The sequence below is a fragment of the Maritalea mobilis genome (assembly GCF_004363175.1).
In the GTDB taxonomy this organism is placed as follows: Bacteria; Pseudomonadota; Alphaproteobacteria; order Rhizobiales; family Devosiaceae; genus Maritalea; species Maritalea mobilis.
The window spans coordinates 213709-231939 of the sequence record NZ_SNYR01000003.1; the positions used below are offsets into that span (position 1 = coordinate 213709).

The window sequence follows — 18231 nt, forward strand, 5'->3', positions numbered from 1 at the left end:
TTCTTCTCCACTATTCTGACCGCAAGGGCCGCGCCATCAACTGCGCCACCAAACCTTCAATCGGCGCCTGCCCCGCCAGCAAAGCATTCACGGCTTTGATGATCGGTGCATCCACCTGATATTTGTCTGCCAGCGCCAACCCAACCGGGCTGGAATGCACGCCCTCTGCCAATTTCGCGCCAGAGTCTACAATCTGCGCCACGCTTTCGCCCGCGCCCAACCGATAGCCAAAATCGAAATTACGCGATTCCCGCGCAGTGCAGCTCAGGGTCAAATCGCCAAGGCCAGCAAGGCTGTTCAAACTTTCTTTCGCGCCCCCCATGGCCTCAACCAAAGGTCCCATCTCCGCAAAGGCCCGCGCCATAATGGACGAACGGGCCGAAAGCCCAAGCTCAGCGCCATCCACTGCGCCGCAAGCCAGCGCGTAAATATTCTTCAACGCACCTGCCAGTTCCACACCCACAATATCGTCGCTTGAATAGGGACGGAAAGTTGGCCCAGCAAGCAAATCAACAATCTTGCGCGCCGCTTCAATGCTTTCCCCGGCAAGGGTCACCGCCGTCGGCTTGCCCTGCGCCACATCCACAGCAAAGCTCGGCCCTGAGAGCACAAACGCATGCGCCTTTGGGCTGGCCTCGGCCAAAATCTCGCTTTGGCGCTTCAACGTGTCTTTTTCCAACCCCTTGGCACACAAAACAATGCTTTTGCCGGCCAGGCGCTCTGCGCCGATCTCTGTTAAAACCGCGCGGCTGGCCTGAGCAGGCACCACCAGCAAAATCGCTTGCGCCTTTTCAATACCTGCATAGCCCAATTGCGCCGTCACATGGGCATCCATCTCAACCATTTTGAGATAATGCGGGTTGCGCCGTTCTTCATTGATGGTGCGAATGGCCACTTCATCGCGGCCACACAACATGACCTTTCGTCCAGCCAAGCCCAACGTGTGCGCCAATGCGCTGCCCCACGCGCCTGCGCCGACCACATAAATGGGTTGTTCACTCACACTGCATCCCCTTTTGTTGCCAGCGCCATATCGGCATCATCCAACGGCCATCTTGGGCGCGCCTGAAAATCAGGCCCGTCCCGCTCGCCCAAATTAAACCGTTCAATGCCCGCCCATGCAATCATGGCACCATTGTCCGTACACAGTTTAATCGGCGGCACCACCATTTCCGCGTCATATTCAACCGCCAAATCTTTTAGCAATTGGCCAATGGCTTTGTTCGCCGCAACGCCACCCGCCACCACGAAACGGGGCTGATGTTCTGAAAATTCTGCCTGAAACCGCGCCAAAGCCAATCGGCAGCGATTGTCCAAAATCTTCAAAATGGTCGCTTGAAAGCTGGCACAAATATCCGCCACATCTTGGTCGCTCAGGGGTGCTTCTTTTTCAGCCGCCAGCCGCACAGCGGTTTTCAAACCAGAAAATGAGAAATCAAGCCGCTTTTCTTTGAGCAAGGGTTTGGGGAAGACAAATCTTTTCGGATCGCCTTTTTGCGCCCATTGTTCCACCTGCGGCCCACCCGGCATACCGAGGCCAAGCATTTTCGCCACCTTGTCGAAGGCTTCTCCCAGCGCATCATCAATGGTGCTGCCCCAGCGTTCATAATCGCCAACGCCCTTCACCAGCACAAATTGGCTGTGTCCGCCGGAAACAAGTAACAGCAGATAAGGAAATTCAAGCCCGTCTGTTAAACGCGGCGTCAGCGCATGACCTTCCAAATGGTTGATGGCCAATAGCGGCAAATCATGGGCATAAGCCATCGCTTTCGCGCTAGTCAGCCCCACCAAAACCCCGCCAATCAGCCCCGGCCCGGCCGTTGCGGCAATGCCATCCAGATCGTCAAAACCCAACTCAGCAGCGTCCAGCGCCTGCGCGACAATATGATCCATATATTGCACATGGGACCGCGCGGCAATTTCCGGTACAACACCGCCAAAGGCCTTATGCTCATCAAATTGGGACCGCACAATATTCGACAATATTTTCGCGCCGCCCTGCGCGTCGCGCTGCACAACTGCCGCTGCTGTTTCATCGCAGCTGGTTTCCAAACCCAAAATGGTGGTCGTTGCTTGCCCCATCGGCATGATTTCGCTAAGCCTTTTTAAAAAGAACAACTGAACTACTGGCCCATAGCCCTATAGCAAGTGGATTGAACATTGCAAACAGAACAAGCATCCAAACCGCGTCTCACCATCGGCACCCGAGGCTCCTTGCTCGCCTTGGCCCAAGCCAAACAGGTGCGCCGCGAGCTCGCCCAAAAAACTGAGTTGAGCGAAGATGAAATCGCCATCGAAGTGATCAAAACTAGTGGCGACATTATTTTGGATCGGCCCCTTTCTGAGGTGGGCGGCAAAGGCTTGTTCACCAAAGAAATCGAAGTAGCCTTGTTCGACAAGCGCATCGATTTGGCTGTGCACTCCGCCAAAGATGTGGCCACCATTTTGCCTGAAGGCATGATCCTGCCTGCCTTTTTGGAGCGCGAAGACACCCGCGACGCTTTTGTTTCCCTGAAATATAAAAGTCTTGATGATTTGCCAGAAGGCGCCAAATTCGGCACCTCTTCAATTCGCCGCGGCGCCCAAATTTTGCGCCAACGGCCCGATCTGCAAATTGTTGAATTTCGCGGCAATGTGCAAACCCGCATGCAAAAGCTGGAAGATGGCGTGGCGGAAGCCACCCTGCTTGCCTATGCCGGGCTGCGGCGCTTGGAGATGAGCCATATTGCCAAGCAATTGATTGACCCCACCATCATCCCACCAGCCCCCGGCCAAGGTGCACTCGCGCTCGAATGCCGGGCAGATGATGGTGAAGTTATTGAATGGGCCCGCACCCTCAACCATGCGCCAACTGCTGCCAAAATGGTTGCCGAGCGCCATTATTTGCACGGCCTAGACGGCTCGTGCCGCACACCAATCGCCGCTTATTCGACACTTGAGGGCAATGAACTGCATATTTTCGGCCAAGTGCTCTCTTTAGATGGTCAAACGGTTTACGAAGCCGAAGTTTCGGGCCATGCTGCAGATGCGGAAGAAATTGGCAAAGAATTGGCCGCCATCATCAAAAGCGCAGCAGGCGAAAAATTCTTTGAAAGCTTTGAAAAACGCGCCGACTAAAATCTAGCCTTGGATGAGGTGATTTATGAGCGAAACTGGCAAATCCCTTTTGGTCACCCGCCCCTTTCCAGGGGGGCAAAAAACGGTGGCTGGCCTAATGGGGTTGGGCCATCGTCCCATGGCGGTGCCCCTCTTTTCCAAACGCATTTTGCCGCTGGATATGCCGTCGCCTTTTCAAATCACCGCTACCATTTTCACGTCGGCCAATGCGGTGCAGGCGCTCTCGCGCGACGAAATTGAAATCGGCCATAAATTACTGCCCTGCTTCACGGTGGGTGACACCACGGCGCAAGCCGCCACCCATGCCGGTTTTTCAAATCTGCTGTCGGCCAATGGCGATGTAAAAGATTTGATCGCGCTGATTGAAAAAATGGAGCTGACCGGCAATTATTTTTACCCCTGCGCTATTGATCGCAAACCCGATCTTGAAGATCATTTTCGCGACACAGGCGTAAATATTCAGGCCAATCCGGCTTATGAAATGAAGCCTATTCAGGCGTTGCCCCCCGCGGTGATCACCCAGCTTCAACAAAGCGATATTGATGGGATTTTGATTTATTCGGCCCGCGCCGCCACGCAATTTGCAAATCTGTGCACCAAGCATAATATATATATAAGTGGCCTGCCCTTTTATTGCCTTTCCCCCAGCATATGGGCGGAATTGCAGGCACATGGCGCCACCAACGGTTTTGTCGCAAAAGCGCCAAATGAAAACACTTTATTTGAACTCTTAGAATAAGTTCCAAAACCAAACACCAAACGCTGGCTAAAAAGGTTTTTCAATGGTCGACGATAATAAAAAGGGTCCAGTGCGTCCCCCCATTCTTGATGCGGAAGCAAAAAAGCCATCTTCCTCCGCTGAAAACTCGACCACATCGACATCAAAAAGCGATGCCAAGCCGTCAACGGCCACATCCAGCGCAACAAAGCCAGCCGACAAAAAGCCGATTGATCCGCCCAAATCAACGCGTGAGAGCAGCAATGATGAAGGCAGCGGCATGGGCACCTTTGTGGCGGCAATCGTGTTGAGTGCTGCCCTTGGCATAGCCGGCACAGCGGGCCTTGCTTACTATAAAGTCTTTCCGTTCAATCAATGGGCTGCACAATCAGACTTGGCCCCCGAAATCGCCAAGCTTCAAAAACGCATCTTCGATTTGGAGAACGCCCAGCCAGACCTGTCGCCCTTTGCGACAAATGACGATTTGAGCACGCTGCAAGCCGAAATCGACGCCATTGATACGGCTCAAATCGAGCAGGCAATTGCCAATATTGAAGCGCAATTGGCGACAATTGAATCACCATCAGATACGTCAACTGCGATTGACCTTGGCCCCATTGAAACTGCCCTTGAAGGTTTGGAGCAAGATGTGGCCAACCTTAAGGAAACCCAAGCGCAATTGGCTGAGCGCAGCGCCACCGCAGCCGAGCCGAACAGTGAACAGCCATCGGCACCGCCGGTCGACTTAACGCCAGTCAACGACCAGCTGGCCACACAGTCCGAAAACCTATCGGCCCTAGACGAGCAATTGGCCACGCAGAAACAGGCCCTTGCTGACCTGCAAAGTCAAATTGCCGAGTTGGAAGCACAAATCAAAACGCTAGAGCAAGATCAAAGCGCGCGCCAAACCGCGGCAAGCGCTTTGGCCGCCGCGCGCTTGCCAATTCTGATGAGCGAGATTGACACCAATATCGAAAAAGGCGACCCGTTCGCACGTCCAATCACTGAGCTAAGTTCAATTTTAGGCACCGCCCCATCGCCCGAAGTGATGGGTGTGGCGGAAAACGGCTTGGTGCCAGCTTCTGCATTGGCAGGTCAGTTCGGCACATTGCGCCCACAACTTATGGCCGCCCGCCCCGGCGTTCCGAATGATGCGCCATGGCAAGATAAGCTGCTCGGCGCGGTAAAAGATGCAGTGAATTTACGCCCAATTGATGCCCAAGATGATGATCCATTATCTCTAGTCGAACAGATTGGCACCGCACTTGAAGCAGAAGATGTGCAAAATGCGCAGATGCTGATCCAAAAATTGCCGGCGCAGATGCAGGAAATTCTTGCCCCTATTTCAACTAACATCAGTCAACATATTTTGATTGACCAATGGATGGTTGAAACCCGTAGCACCTTGCTCAATCAAAACGCGCAAGAAAGCCAAAATGAAGGAGACGCCCAATGATTCGCATTTTCATTATCGTCGCCTTTTCTTTGCTGGTCGCCTGGGGCGCCAGCATCATCATGTCAGTCCCCGGTGAAGTCGTTATCACCGGCTTTGGCTATCAAATGCAGCCGAGCTTGGGCATCGTACTGTTTGGCCTGATCTTGCTGATGCTGATCACCATTGTGGTCTGGGCCATCATTCGCCGCATCTTTGGCATTCCAGCGCTCTTCTCACGCGCCAATGAAAAGCGCAAACAGCGCAAGGGCGTTGATGCTTTGTCAAACGCCATCATTGCCCTGCAAACTGGCGATCCAAGCAAAGCCCGCCAATTCGCGCGTGAAGCCCGGCTCAAGCTTGAAGGCAATACAGCCGCGCAATTGTTGGAGGCCCAAGCCAATATGCAAATGGGCGAACTGAAACAGGCCCGCTTGCAATATCGCGAAATGATCGAAGATCCGAAAACCGCCATTGCGGCGCTGTCCGGCCTTTATGAGCAGGCTCGCCAGCAAAAGCGCGAAGATGCAGCGCTGCAATTTGCGCAAAAAGCCGCCAGCTTGTCCCCCAAACTCTCTTGGGCGCAAAAGGCCATCTTTGCGCATATGGCCAAGCAAGGCGATTATGAAGATGCATTGGCGCAATTGGACAATATTCCATTTGAACGCGCTGACCGCGAGAGCCAAAAGCGGTTGGACGCTGTGTTGCGCACAGCCCTGGCCAAGGAGTTGGAAGAGACTGACCCGCAACGGGCGATCACCTTTGCCAATGAGGCGTTGAAGAAACAGCCCGAATTTGTGCCCGCATCATTGATTGCCGCACGGCTTTACATTTCATCAGGCGAAATTCGCAAAGCCTCCGGCTTGCTGCGCCGCGTGTGGCGTGCCAGCGCCCATCCGCATATTGGCGAGCTTTATATTCACGCCCAGTCAGGTGCATCTGCGGTAGAACGATTGAAACGCGCCAAAACCATGGTGGTTGAGCATCCTGATCATTTGGAAAGCGCCATCCTGCTGGCCAGTGCTGCCATTGCGGCCCATGAATGGGCCGACGCCCGCGCCGCATTGCAGCCATTCACCGACCAACAAGCCACCCAAAAAGTGTGCACCTTGATGGCGGAAATTGAGCAAGGTGACACAGGCGATCAAGGCAAGGCCCGCGCGTGGCTGTCACGCGCCGTCACCGCCAAACCAGACGCGACTTGGATTGCAGATGGCATCAGCGCCGACGAGTGGGAACCAACGTCTCCACTCACCGGTCAGCTTGATCAATTTGAATGGAAGGTGCCTTCTCGCGCCATGGCCAAACCAAATGGTGCCGCGAAACCCGCACCATCACCTGCCCCAGCCGAACCCAAAAAAGAGGTGGCACCAGCACCGCTGCCCGCACCACCAAATCCCATGCCTTAACGGGCTATGGAAAGGCCAAACCCGACACAACAGCAAATACGCCGCCCAGCAAAAGCAATCCTTCAAGCCCGTGCAAGATCACGGCAAACCAGATGCTTTTGAAACGCCGCGAAGGCAAACTATAGGCTAAGCCACCAATGGCAAAAGCCAACATTTGGGTGGGGCGATGGAGGTGGTAAAACGCAAACAACACCGAGTTGGCCACCCAGTCCCAACGGCCAAAGGCCCCCTTCATCTTCGGCAGCAGCACGCCGCGGAACAACAATTCTTCACCGAGGAAATAATTAAATATACTCGATATAATTGCGATCCCCATCAGCCACCATGCCCCCGCAAACTCAGGCCGGGCGAGAGATTCAATGTCCATGGAAGGCAATTTTTCCAAAAAGGGAAATAGCCATGTCACCATATCAGCAACCATTGCTTCAAATGGCGACATCTCAATCGCTGCGTAAAATAAAAAGGCAGGGATCAGCCACCAAAACAGTTTGTAACTTGATTTACCCGTTTTGGGATCGGTTGGCTTTTCCAACCACAAGCGTTGTTTCAATGCCGACCATTTAAATGGAACATTTTCCAGTCGCAACAGGATGATCGACAAGATAAACTGCCACACCATGCCAGCGATCATCATGCTCCAAATCACCAAGCCAATGTCCCACATCTGCCCGGATGCCAGCATGGGGCTTAAAACAAATGCACCAATGGGCATTGGCACAGCAACGGCCAACCAAATCAGAATGATTTTGCCCAAACTATATTGTTCGTCTTCGAAACGCGCATCATTTGCACGCACAAAATTTTCGTCAATCTTCATCGGTTGTCCCCTAGAACCATAATTGATACGGCACAGATGGGACTTCAACTTGACAGTGTCAAGCTACAAGGTAATTGAAATGCAAGAATCTGAAATATCCTTAAGAGACAAGCTGATCGACACTGGCCTTAAACTACTTTTGGAGGGCGGACCAGAAGCTCTGACCTTGCGAAAATGCGCACAACTGGCTGGCGTTTCTCATGCGGCACCCGCCCACCATTTTGCGGGATTGCGTGGGTTAAAAACCGCCATGGTTGGGCGGGGGCATGAAATTTTTGCCCAAATGATGCGGGACGAAATGGACGCAGCACCCAAAGACAAAAACGGCCAAATTCTCGCGATCTGTCAGGGCTATATTCAATTTTCTCAGCAATACCGCCATTTATTTAACTTGATGTTTGTGCCACCCGCAGAATTTGCACCAGACCCGGCGCGTGATGATGCGGCCAAAGCTTCTCGGGATGTTTTAACTGCACTTTGCAAACAGCACTTCCCGGGCCCCAACCAACATTTTTATGAAATCGCGATTTGGTCACTCGTACATGGATATAGCAAGCTTCTAGAGATTGGCCGCGTGCAACCCGGCAGCCAATCCCAAGCAGATATAGAGTTCGCCAAAATCCTCAAATTGCTGGACTTCCCTGGAACTCAATAAGTCCGCGCCTAGCAATCCACATTTGGCCCAACCGCATTGCGCCGATTGATAAACAGCAAGAAGTTGCGCCGAATTAGATTTTTCCAAATCAACACGGGCAGCCCCTTGATAAAATCAAGAAACGAGCCCTTGCCGCTCCGGCTCATTGTCCGCGCCACCATGGGCGGAGGCACTGGCTTGAAATAGCTTTTCACATTGGCTGGCTTGCCTTTCAGCAGCAATTTCAGCGCCTTTGCTGTCGCCTCCGGATTGTTCCAATCCGCATTGAACACCACACAGCCCTTCTTATTGATGATGAACACCGCATTTGGATAACCACCATAGGCACCATGGGCGGTGCCCTCCAAATCATCCACCAAGATGGTCCGCTGTTCGCCATCCTCCGTGCAAAGTCGTTGGGCGACGCCCTGCTTTTCTTCATAACTTTTATGGGCGCCAATGCTTTTGCCCGGATGGGCCTCACGCACATAGAGAATTGCAAAGTCAATTTGTGGAAACTTATCCTTCAAATTCCCCATGCTTTTCCGCCGTCCTTGAAACAGCGGGCATGTGATAGAACCAAGTTCCAACACAAGAAACTCACCGTCAAAATCCAGTAAACGACGCGGCGCGCCATTCACATCTTGCAACTCAAAATCTGGTGCTTTCTGTCCCACCTTTGGACCACGGAAATTATCCAAATCATAATCGCCGGTTGAAAATTCGTGATAATTATAGTCGCTCATTTTTCCGCTCCTCTGTTTAGCGGGTTGAATTTGGCGTTAGATTTTGCGTCATTTTGCGCAGCAACAATGTGAGCTGCGCCACCTCTTCAACACTTAAATTTTGCTGTGCTTGGGCAATCAATTCCTGCGCGATTGGCTTTAAAATCGCTTCCAGCGCGCGCCCCGTTTCCGTCAGAAACACCCGCATTTTCCGGCGATCGCGCGGGTCTGCCTGCCGGCGGATCATTTCTTTTTTTTCCATGCCGTCCAACAAGCGTGTCACTGTTGTGCGGTCGCGAAATGTCAGCTCGGCAATCGCGCTGGGCAGCCGCCCATCTTCTTGCCACAACATCAACAATACGGCCCATTCTTCAGCCGAAATTTTATGTCCCGCTGATGCAAATTTTTGCCCCAACTCGCGCCGGGTTAAAAAGCTCAAACGATTGACCCAATGCAGGGGTATATCTTCAAAATTCATCATAATATGTGCAATATACAATAATTGTATTATACAATCAATAGTGCATTTTGCGCTTGACCGATTCAAATTTGAGGCGCAGAATCTTAAATAGTTTCAACAATTCGGAAGGAGGTGATCCATTGTCTATTCGATATCTAGATCAGAAAAAGGGCTTTGGAAGTGAGGTGCTGTTAGAGGAGCAAACGCGCCGCTAACATCTTCTTCCAAGCAGCCAAAAGGCGCAAAAGCTCCTTTATGCTGATATATATCGACGAAGGGTTGCCGGGACATTCCCGCGCAACCCTTTTTCATTTCTGGCACCGGAAATTTAGAGAAGCAGACAAAATTCTTGTCCGCGCCGCCCACCCTGTTTTAAAAATAAATGAGGCCGCTGTAGCTCAGTTGGTAGAGCACGTCATTCGTAATGATGGGGTCGTAGGTTCAAGTCCTATCAGCGGCACCATGTCTTAAAGCCAGCACTTAAATTTTTGCACGTTTTGTTGTGCGCGCCAAAACCAGCCAAAACACCAACCCAATCGCCGCATAAACCGCAAGAATGATCTGCATATCTGCATAAGGCATTGTGGTATCGCCACTTGTTTGCCCCGCCGCAATGCTGAGGGTAATTGCAAACAATAACCGGCCCGCAAGGCTTTGCACCGAGAGATAAGTGGCGCGCGTTCCATCGTGCAGCAAAGGTTGAATACGCGCCTGAATAAAGGGCCGTGACAGCGAGTCGGGCACCATGCGGAAAAATAAAAGCGCGATAACAAATAGATTGTTCGACGTGGCCAACGCCACGGTAAGGCCAATTTGAAGCCCAAAGGCCAACAACAATATGCCGCTTAGCCCAAACCGCTCCCGCAAGGGCCCCGCCATAAGCGAAAATCCTACCGAGATCACCATCATCAAAAATGTCACTGCCCCGGAAACAAGCGGTGTTTGTTCCGCATGTCCCATCGCAGCCAAAGATTCACGAATAAATGGCTGGCCAAAAACGAAGGGCAAATGGCTAAACACATACATAAGCAGCGTCAGGCACAGCAGCCACATCAATGTGGGGTGCATAAAGTTTTGCCACAGTGCGCGAAAATTCTCCCGATAGGACACAGATTTGCCGTGTGGCGGCTCGCGGAAAAACAAGGTTATGCCCAAAAGCACCACACTCGCCATGGCCGTGGCCACCCAAGGCAAGGCTTCATCAAAAAGCGCCATTGCGCCGCCTGTCACGGCAGAAAGAGCAAGTGCGGTAAAACCAAATCGCCAGGCTGTCATTTCCGCCTGTTCAATTTCGTCTGCCCGCCCCTCCGCATTCAAACTTTCATATAGCAAGGAGCTGTCTGTACCAGAGGCGAAGGCCGCACTGGCCCCCAGCAGCAAATTGGCCAACATAAATTGAGAAAAGCCTTCCCCAAAAACCAAAATCAGCACCGCTGCCAATCCAGCTAAAGCCGCCGCAATCAGGGTTAAGCGGCGCCCCAACCGATCAGACATGTAGCCGGAGGGCACCTCAAGCACTGTGGTCGCAATATCGTAAATCACATAGAGAAATATCGCTTCCGCAGCCGATAGATTACGCTCAAAAAAGAGGAACCATGTCGCCTGCCAAAAAATCAGCGATTGAGCAAATTTGAACCAAGGGAACAAGACAATGTTGCGAACCATTCGCAACAAATATCATGATTCTAGAGAATCGACGAGCGAATAAAGCCGTCTGAGCGGCTTAGAAATTCACCGCCGCTTTAGCCGATGCTTTTGCGCTTAAATCTCCAGCCAAGGAGCTAGCGAGTTCGCCAGAAAGGGTCAACTCCCCGCGCCCATCCGCAAATGAATGTCGCGCATCAAGCCCAAAAAATCCAGACACGCCATTGGCCAGATTGCCATTAAAACTCACATCAGTTCCCAACAAGGTGGCGTTCACTTGTGAAGAGCCTGCATCAATAACGCCGTCCAAGCCTGCACGCCAGTTCATCTGCATGCCGCCCATCTCAATGGGCGCACCCACCTCACCCCGCACACTCAATTTAGAAACATGCCGCGCATCGACCGCAAGGGGCGCTGGCCCACCAGTCTCGTCATATCCATCAAGCTGCATAAAGCTATAGCCAATTTGCGCTTTGAAATAACCATTCTGATCCAGCGCGTCCAATGGCATGGTTACGGCCAATGTGGGCGCAAAAAACTGGCCCCAAAACGCACCGTTAGCCACCTCGCCATTCACATGCCGCTCTGTTTGATTGGAAATCGCACCAGCGGTTACATGCGCCGAGATGATCAATTCATCAAATTGCTGGCGCCAATAGGCCCCACCATAAAAGCTTTCCGCGCCCGTGTGATCGCTGTTCGCCCCAACGGTGTAATTTGAAAGGCCCGCGCCAGCAATCAGACCAAATGTGCTTGTCGCGTTCAAATCATTCTCAAAGCCGCCAATAAACCCGAAATCCGTTTTCTGGAATGCTGATGTGCCTGTCCGCTCAGCCACATGCCCAACACCGCCATAAAGCTTGCCCCAAAGCGTCGCCATATCGGGGTCAGGTGCAACACCAATTTTCGCGCCATTGGCCTGCGCAAGCGAGTAATTGTTCAAATTGAACAAAAGCCGATCTTGTTGCGCAAAAATAGTTGGGTCGATGGTCGCAAGCCGCGTGCCGCCATTGAGCAAAATGCTGAACCCGTCATAATTGATGATCTCGGGCGCACTTTCCAAATCAGTGTCGCCCTGACCTGTGCCGCCGGTGTCGGCAAAATCCAGTACGGCGCTCACACCCGTTTCGATATTCAACACATCAATATCATCTGGGTTGGCACCCCCTGCACCATCATTGCCATTGCCGAAATCAAGGGCACCGATCACAATCGACCCATTCAGCAAATTCAGCACATCATTGCCATCACTGCGAAAATCAACAGCATGCCCGCCAGTGCCTTCCAAGCGGCCAGAATTCATCACCTGCACTGGCGCAACATCAAAACGTTCATCCACCATCAAGGCCACATCAGCCAGCACGTCGCCATGATTAGCAATATAGATTTGCCCCCTTCCGCCAAGCGCCGCGCGCAGGCCCACATTGGTGCTATCAATATCACCAAAATTATTGATGGTGATCACCCCATCATTGGCCACAGCCCCATCAATACCCACATCATTGCTGCTTAAAAGTGCATTACTATTGATGGTGATATTGCCATTGCCACTTCCTTTAATGCTGGCATCCACAGCTTCATCTTCCGCTGTCACACTGCCCCGCACATTGATATTTATGTTGCCATCCCCATCCACAATTTCGGCATCGATGCCTTCTTCATTGTTCGAAACAACATTGCCGGTTGAGGCAATTAAGATATTGCCGCCCTCAGTGTAGGCCTCAATGCCGTCACGCTGATCACCGGTCACATCACCAACGCTATTGATCAGAACATTGCCTGTTTCCACTTGACCGGAAATCCCCCACAGGCCGCCATAAATATCGCCCGTTGAGCTGATCACCACATCACCAGTCCGCGAAAAGCCAGCGATGCCTTCACCAGTATCCGCGTAAACATTCCCCGCATTGAAAATATTGACCATGCCCTTTTCGGTATCCGCATAAATGCCATATGCACTCAATCCGGTTACCTCAATGGCCCCTTTGTGATCGATATAAATATCACCCTCATCCACCGCTTCAGCCTGGATGCCATCAGACCCATTGCCAGAGGTGACAATCTCGCCTTCATGTATGATGCGAATATCGCCTGCACCGTCAAAGCTATCGGCAAAAATACCGGCGGATATATCGCCAGTTGTTGTTAAATTACCGATCGATTGAACGGTGACATTCCCCCCATCTTTTAAAGAGGCATAAATCGCATCTCCCGGCGTATTATCGGTGGTGATATCTCCCTCATGCGTAACTGAAATACCGCCCGCCCCGGTTTCAAGGATAATGATACCTCCGCCACGCGGACCCGTGGCCGTGATGTCGCCAAAGAAATTCACCAAGACATCGCCAATGCCATCTTCTTCGATATAAACAGCGGGCTCGCTGTCCACGCTAACGCCAAAACGGCCTAGATCTACGTCAAGTGTAACCCCTGTCGCGGCACCGCCATCACGAAAATCAATGGCTTCAACGTCAAAAGCAGGCGTAATATTTTGCGTGAGGTTTTGCACGATAAGATGATCGATCACCGACCCATCTACATTGACGCCAGCTGAAAGATCACCTTCGCAAATGGCTGTGCTGCCATTCACTGTGCACGGACCTGCACTCGGGGGAATTGCGGTTTGCGCCATTGCGGATTGGGTTGGTCCCCAAACAGCCAGCAAGCTCACCAAGCCAAATGTTAAACGCATGCGCATAAATTTCTCCCCCAACGCGCTTTTTGTAGGGGAATTCAGGCTGACTTGCAACGCACGCGCAGATTATTTCACACGCGAAATATACTGCTCGATAAAACTGTCAATCTTCGCCATGACGCCCATTTCAGCGCTTAAGGGGCGGCTGAAGGAAAATAAGATCTTATAGTGACCCGTTTCAGGCAAAATTACGCTTTCATGCGCCACATCATGTTGCGCCAACGCCGCAGCCAATTCCTCTTGATTCCATAGCTTCACCACATCGTCACGATCACCATGAAACATAAGGCTGGGCGGGCTTTGGTTATCTACAAAATAAACCGGACGGGCCAAATCTGCTTCTGGAACGTCTGCAAAAATCTCTTTGGTGCTGGGCCAATCTTTCGGATCAAACGCATAAGGCCCAGCAAGGCCCACAAATGCTGCAGGGCGCGACGCCTCTTCAGGGCGATAATCTGCGCCATAAGCCATCAATGCAGCAATATGCGCCCCTGCTGAATGGCCCATCACGATGATTTCTCGTCCCTCGGCTTGCGCCATCTCGGCAGAAACCCATCCATAGGCCAGCCGCGCATCTTCCATAAAGCCCTCAAATTGAACCTCGGGAAACAAGCGATAATCAGGGATCACCACATCATAGCCGGCCGCCGCCAAGCGCGTGCCCACAAAATGATAAAATGCCTTTTCGCCCGCCCGCCAAGCGCCGCCATAATAAAACAGGATGATAGGGCGTTTCTGATCTAGCTCAGCAGGGTTTGCGGGATAATAATCAAGCCGATGCCGCGCCAATGGCCCATAGCTGATCTCGCGCACATCCTCTTCGTAAGGATAGGCTGCAGCATGGCTCATCGCCACCAACGCCTTATCCCGCGCAGGTGGATAAAGCGCCACAAATGCCAGCACGCCAATCACGGCCACTAAGATCACCAAAAACCAAATCACAATGCGCACATTAACTCCTATTGTCCTGTCAGATACGCATTAGGTGCCAAAATAGTTTCGTTTAAATGCCGCTTCTTGACGCAAAAGCGGAAAATCATATTCAATTCACCCATGAATGCGCCGGTGACGATCCGCACTTACGTCGAACCCGATTGGCCACATCTCTGTGCCATTCACGATGCCGCACGCCAAATCGAACTGGCCAGCGCAAAAATTACAGAAGCCGCCTTCGCGCCCTTTCAAAAATGCGCCTATCAAGAAGGGTTTTTTGCCAACAAGATCATCGTCGCCACCCGGGCAGAGAACATTTTGGGCTTCGCTGCCTATCGCCCTCGCCAACTCACTTGGCTTTATGTCGACCCGAACAATTTCAGCCAGGGGATCGGCCAAAAACTGATCAAACATATCTTGGTCCACACTGAACGACCTTTGGACGTTCAAATGCTCGAAGGCAATCAGCGCGCGCAGCGCCTATATGAATTTATGGGATTTGCAGTACACAAGCGCACCAAAGGCAAAATTCAGGGGCGAAAGCCCGTTGAAGCAACGGGCCTTACCCTTAGATTAAACCACTAGCTTTTTATAAAGATGCCATGTGGCATGCCCCAACACAGGCAAGGCCAATGCCAGCCCTAAAAACACGGGCGCCATAGCCACAAAGGTGAACAGCACAATCACCGCTGCAAAGCCGATCATTGGCACAAAATTCTTCGTAACAGCCTTAAAGCTGGTGATGATGGCCGAAACAAAATCCAGCTCACGCTCCAGCAAAAGTGGCATGGCCACCACCGTCGAGGCGAACAAAACGAAAGAGAGCCCTGCGCCCACAAGCGTGCCAACGGCCAAAAAGCCAAACCCTTCAGATGTGGTAGTAATAATTGTCACAAACATGCCGATAGACGAAAAGCTTTTAAAGCCAAGAAAAAGCGCCAGCAAAAGCCGAACCTGATAAACCCAAATCCAAAAGATAAACAGCACAACAAAGGCCATCCAGCCCAACTGCCGATCCTTTTGCCGAAACATCACCGCAAAAATCTCGCCCATTTTCAAAGGTTCGCCCGCTTGCAAACGGCGCGACACTTCATAAAGCCCAACGGCAATAAAAGGCCCCAGCAATGGAAAACCAATTGCAATGGGAATGATCATCCATGGCATGTCGTAAATGGAAAGCGCAGCCCAAATGGCAAAACCGCCGACAATGTAAAAACCGCCAAAAATTAATCCGTAAATCGGCGCACGCATAAAATCGTGCCACCCTTGGCCGAGCGCTTGGCCCACATCAGCAAAACTAATTTTATTGACCTGCGGCAAGCCACCAGGTCGCTGAATTGTTTCAGTTTGTTCGGTCATGTCTCCCCCCAACCGAATAGAGTCGAAAACGCTCTCACTGATCCAAATTTGCGCCTCCACACAAACGCTTGGTCAGCATCATCCCTGTTGCCATCAAAGCAAGGTTTACGCTGGCTGGCAATCAATAATAGAAATATTCAGACTCATCCCGCACTAAAGCTGGTGTGGTTAAAGCGCCTGCCCCGCCACCCAGGCGGAAGACCATGCCCATTGGAAATTATAACCACCCAGCCAGCCGGTCATATCCACCACTTCGCCGATGAAATATAGGCCCGCCACCTTCTTCGCTTCCATGGTGCGGTTGTCCAATTCGTCGGTGGCTACGCCGCCAAGAGTCACCTCTGCTGTGCGATAGCCTTCAGATCCAGTGGGCTTCACCTGCCAGTCCTGAATTTGCTGCGCCAAATTGCGCAATTTCTTGTCGCTCAAATCCGCCAAATTGCCGGAAAGTTTTTGCTGCGCCAGCAAAAACTCCACCACCCTTTTGGGAAGCAATGCGTTGAGAATTGTTTGCACGGCGCGTTTGCCATTTTCCTGCCGCGCCAACCGCAACAGCGCAAACACATCATCGCACGGCAGCATGTTCACCCCAATTTGATCACCCTCCCGCCAAAAGGAGGAAATTTGCAAAATGGCGGGCCCGCTTAATCCACGATGGGTAAACAGCAATGCTTCATCAAATCGGGTTTTTGCATGTCGCACCTGCACAGGATCAATAGCCACCCCGGCCAACGCCTTAATAGGCTCCAAGGTTGATTGATCAAAAGTCAGCGGCACCAGCCCCGGGCGCGTTTCCACCAACCGCAAACCAAACTGCTTGGCCAGATCATAGCCAAAACCCGTTGCCCCCATTTTGGGAATAGATTTACCCCCTGTGGCAACAACCAGTTTTTCAACCTCAACGCGCTCCCCGTCGAGCTCAACAACAAACCCATTGTCTGTTTTCTCAACATGCTGCACCGTTGTTTGCAGCTTCAGCTCAACACCTGCCGCCCGCAAATCATCCAACAACATGTCGATAATCTGTTGTGCGCTGTCATCACAAAAAAGCTGGCCCAAGGTCTTTTCGTGAAAAGTAATTTTCCGGTCCCGCACACGGGCAATAAAATCCTGCGCTGAAAAGCGCTTAAGGGGCGAGATCGCAAAGCGTGGATTTTCGCTCAAAAACTGTTTGTAGCTCGCATTCACATTGGTGAAGTTACAGCGCCCACCGCCAGAAATGCGGATCTTGTCGCCGGCCTTTTTCGCATGGTCCACCAGCACCACACTGCGCCCACGCTTCCCAGCCTCCGCCGCCGCCATCATGCCAGCGGCCCCAGCCCCAATAATCAACACATCCACTTTACGCAAAAAGCTCACTCCTTAGTTGAAGCGAGCCTTACGCGGAAATCAAACCCTTGGCAATCTAGAGTGTTGGCTCAGCCTGAACTGGCGCCTCTTCATCAAGCACCAATGTGCCATAAAGCTCTGAAATATAGCCAATGCCAAAAATGAAAGAGAACCAAGCTGTAAACACAACAAAAATGAGAAACACAATCCAGCTCAAATCCAAGGGGCCCGGCGTATTTACAAGTCCAAACACATTTAACAATACGCTATAAAGAATGCTCAGCACCGTATAACCAATACTCAGCACAAGCAGGGTTCCAAAATTTGCCATCGTCGATGCATGGGCTTGCTTAAGTGTAAGCGGCCTCTTCAACGCAGAGGCGGGCAATATAAGGGCGATACCAGCAAGATAGGCACCAATTACCACCTGAATAATAAAAGGAAGAATGGCCGCAAAGATTGCACCATATGCGCTTATTAAAAGAAAAGAAAAAATTGAGAGAATGGCAAAGATCACACCAAAAACAACAACCGCAACAATAATGGCGATCAATATAAGCTTTATGCTGGTAAGTATATAAGATGTGGTGCGTTCCGTCGGCGGCATATAAAGCCAGCTTTTTGGCTCTTCCCCTAATAGGCAGAAACGGTGCCAGCCAATATATATTGCAGCAATAAACAACACGGCAAGCGCGATATATATGAATGAAGACCCTGAAAGACCAATCGATATAACACCAAGCACACCAATTATGGCTAACCAAGCGGCACTCAGCCGAAACGCTACCCCCAAATTCGTAAAAATGCGCCAAGCGGCCACATAAAGTATATTCAAACCCTTCATAAGAGATCTCTCGAAATATTGGTTAAATGATCGAAGTGATCATGATGCCCATGGCGAAACTGTCAAGTCTAAGTCCCTGCATAATCTCAATTATTCTTCCCTGATTGCATATCTG

At 51.5% G+C, this 18231-nt stretch carries 17 protein-coding genes and 1 tRNA gene; 7 read left to right on the top strand and 11 right to left on the bottom strand.

Features of this window, described 5'->3' with window-relative positions; genetic code table 11:
* Positions 1 to 10: 10 nt before the first annotated feature.
* Together ATL17_RS13670 and tsaD are read right to left on the bottom strand one after the other, a co-directional pair.
* Positions 11 to 1003, bottom strand: a complete 993-nt coding sequence (locus ATL17_RS13670) for an NAD(P)H-dependent glycerol-3-phosphate dehydrogenase (protein ID WP_133573380.1) — start codon at positions 1001 to 1003, stop codon at positions 11 to 13.
* Positions 1000 to 2082, bottom strand: coding sequence for a tRNA (adenosine(37)-N6)-threonylcarbamoyltransferase complex transferase subunit TsaD (tsaD, locus tag ATL17_RS13675; protein WP_133573381.1), 1083 nt, complete (start codon positions 2080 to 2082; stop codon positions 1000 to 1002). Before tsaD ends, ATL17_RS13670 begins: the two co-directional genes overlap by 4 nt.
* A gap of 78 nt (positions 2083 to 2160) precedes the next feature.
* Here tsaD and hemC point away from each other — a divergent pair, with 78 nt between their 5' ends.
* From hemC to ATL17_RS13695, 4 genes are read left to right on the top strand one after another with little or no spacing between them, the layout of a single operon-like run.
* A complete protein-coding gene (hemC, locus tag ATL17_RS13680) occupies positions 2161 to 3117 on the top strand; it encodes a hydroxymethylbilane synthase (RefSeq protein WP_133573382.1) in 957 nt (318 codons plus the stop codon).
* A gap of 25 nt (positions 3118 to 3142) precedes the next feature.
* Positions 3143 to 3856 (top strand): uroporphyrinogen-III synthase, encoded by a 714-nt coding sequence (locus ATL17_RS13685; RefSeq protein ID WP_133573383.1) that lies wholly within the window; start codon positions 3143 to 3145, stop codon positions 3854 to 3856.
* Positions 3857 to 3899: 43 nt separating this feature from the next.
* Positions 3900 to 5291, top strand: a complete 1392-nt coding sequence (locus tag ATL17_RS13690; RefSeq protein ID WP_133573384.1) for a hypothetical protein — start codon at positions 3900 to 3902, stop codon at positions 5289 to 5291.
* Complete coding sequence (locus ATL17_RS13695; RefSeq protein ID WP_133573385.1) at positions 5288 to 6676, top strand: heme biosynthesis protein HemY; 1389 nt, start codon at positions 5288 to 5290, stop codon at positions 6674 to 6676. The genes ATL17_RS13690 and ATL17_RS13695 overlap by 4 nt, the downstream gene beginning before the upstream one ends.
* 4 nt (positions 6677 to 6680) lie before the next feature.
* On the opposite strand, the gene ATL17_RS13700 is transcribed toward ATL17_RS13695, so the two are convergent.
* Positions 6681 to 7493, bottom strand: a complete 813-nt coding sequence (locus tag ATL17_RS13700) for a CPBP family intramembrane glutamic endopeptidase (protein WP_133573386.1) — start codon at positions 7491 to 7493, stop codon at positions 6681 to 6683.
* 79 nt (positions 7494 to 7572) lie between these two features.
* Between ATL17_RS13700 and ATL17_RS13705 the strand changes: the two genes are divergently transcribed.
* A complete protein-coding gene (locus ATL17_RS13705) occupies positions 7573 to 8148 on the top strand; it encodes a TetR/AcrR family transcriptional regulator (RefSeq protein ID WP_133573387.1) in 576 nt (191 codons plus the stop codon).
* A gap of 8 nt (positions 8149 to 8156) precedes the next feature.
* Here the strand turns inward: ATL17_RS13705 and ATL17_RS13710 are convergent, their stop codons facing one another.
* Both ATL17_RS13710 and ATL17_RS13715 read right to left on the bottom strand, forming a co-directional pair.
* On the bottom strand, positions 8157 to 8873 hold the full coding sequence (locus tag ATL17_RS13710) for a deiodinase-like protein (protein WP_133573388.1): 717 nt from the start codon (positions 8871 to 8873) through the stop codon (positions 8157 to 8159).
* Positions 8874 to 8889: 16 nt separating this feature from the next.
* A complete protein-coding gene (locus ATL17_RS13715; protein WP_133573389.1) occupies positions 8890 to 9333 on the bottom strand; it encodes a MarR family winged helix-turn-helix transcriptional regulator in 444 nt (147 codons plus the stop codon).
* A gap of 366 nt (positions 9334 to 9699) precedes the next feature.
* Between ATL17_RS13715 and ATL17_RS13720 the strand changes: the two genes are divergently transcribed.
* Positions 9700 to 9775 (top strand) — tRNA-Thr (locus ATL17_RS13720).
* Between the two features lie 17 nt (positions 9776 to 9792).
* Here the strand turns inward: ATL17_RS13720 and ATL17_RS13725 are convergent.
* The 3 genes from ATL17_RS13725 to ATL17_RS13735 form a co-directional block, all read right to left on the bottom strand.
* Complete coding sequence (locus tag ATL17_RS13725) at positions 9793 to 10977, bottom strand: MFS transporter (protein ID WP_133573390.1); 1185 nt, start codon at positions 10975 to 10977, stop codon at positions 9793 to 9795.
* Positions 10978 to 11035: 58 nt separating this feature from the next.
* Entirely contained in the window at positions 11036 to 13654 is a 2619-nt protein-coding gene (locus ATL17_RS13730) for an autotransporter family protein (protein WP_133573391.1), read from the bottom strand.
* Positions 13655 to 13717: 63 nt separating this feature from the next.
* Positions 13718 to 14602, bottom strand: coding sequence for an alpha/beta hydrolase (locus ATL17_RS13735; RefSeq protein ID WP_133573392.1), 885 nt, complete (start codon positions 14600 to 14602; stop codon positions 13718 to 13720).
* Positions 14603 to 14716: 114 nt separating this feature from the next.
* Between ATL17_RS13735 and ATL17_RS13740 the strand changes: the two genes are divergently transcribed.
* Positions 14717 to 15169: a GNAT family N-acetyltransferase gene (locus ATL17_RS13740; RefSeq protein ID WP_166639047.1), complete on the top strand. Its 453-nt coding sequence runs from the start codon at positions 14717 to 14719 to the stop codon at positions 15167 to 15169.
* On the opposite strand, the gene ATL17_RS13745 is transcribed toward ATL17_RS13740, so the two are convergent.
* From ATL17_RS13745 to ATL17_RS13755, 3 genes are all read right to left on the bottom strand, one after another.
* Positions 15158 to 15943, bottom strand: a complete 786-nt coding sequence (locus ATL17_RS13745) for a DUF2189 domain-containing protein (protein WP_133573394.1) — start codon at positions 15941 to 15943, stop codon at positions 15158 to 15160. The genes ATL17_RS13740 and ATL17_RS13745 overlap by 12 nt on opposite strands.
* Positions 15944 to 16111: 168 nt before the next feature.
* On the bottom strand, positions 16112 to 17293 hold the full coding sequence (locus ATL17_RS13750; protein ID WP_133573395.1) for a BaiN/RdsA family NAD(P)/FAD-dependent oxidoreductase: 1182 nt from the start codon (positions 17291 to 17293) through the stop codon (positions 16112 to 16114).
* A gap of 55 nt (positions 17294 to 17348) precedes the next feature.
* Entirely contained in the window at positions 17349 to 18116 is a 768-nt protein-coding gene (locus ATL17_RS13755) for a hypothetical protein (RefSeq protein ID WP_133573396.1), read from the bottom strand.
* Positions 18117 to 18231: the final 115 nt, after the last annotated feature.

Coding starts and splice junctions, on each gene's coding strand:
- tsaD (WP_133573381.1), bottom strand. CDS start 2,082: ATGGGGCAAGCAACGACCACCATTTTGGGTTTGGAAACCAGCTGCGAT.
- ATL17_RS13685 (WP_133573383.1), top strand. CDS start 3,143: ATGAGCGAAACTGGCAAATCCCTTTTGGTCACCCGCCCCTTTCCAGGG.
- ATL17_RS13690 (WP_133573384.1), top strand. CDS start 3,900: ATGGTCGACGATAATAAAAAGGGTCCAGTGCGTCCCCCCATTCTTGAT.
- ATL17_RS13695 (WP_133573385.1), top strand. CDS start 5,288: ATGATTCGCATTTTCATTATCGTCGCCTTTTCTTTGCTGGTCGCCTGG.
- ATL17_RS13700 (WP_133573386.1), bottom strand. CDS start 7,493: ATGAAGATTGACGAAAATTTTGTGCGTGCAAATGATGCGCGTTTCGAA.
- ATL17_RS13705 (WP_133573387.1), top strand. CDS start 7,573: ATGCAAGAATCTGAAATATCCTTAAGAGACAAGCTGATCGACACTGGC.
- ATL17_RS13710 (WP_133573388.1), bottom strand. CDS start 8,873: ATGAGCGACTATAATTATCACGAATTTTCAACCGGCGATTATGATTTG.
- ATL17_RS13715 (WP_133573389.1), bottom strand. CDS start 9,333: ATGATGAATTTTGAAGATATACCCCTGCATTGGGTCAATCGTTTGAGC.
- ATL17_RS13725 (WP_133573390.1), bottom strand. CDS start 10,977: ATGGTTCGCAACATTGTCTTGTTCCCTTGGTTCAAATTTGCTCAATCG.
- ATL17_RS13730 (WP_133573391.1), bottom strand. CDS start 13,654: ATGCGCATGCGTTTAACATTTGGCTTGGTGAGCTTGCTGGCTGTTTGG.
- ATL17_RS13745 (WP_133573394.1), bottom strand. CDS start 15,943: ATGACCGAACAAACTGAAACAATTCAGCGACCTGGTGGCTTGCCGCAG.
- ATL17_RS13755 (WP_133573396.1), bottom strand. CDS start 18,116: ATGAAGGGTTTGAATATACTTTATGTGGCCGCTTGGCGCATTTTTACG.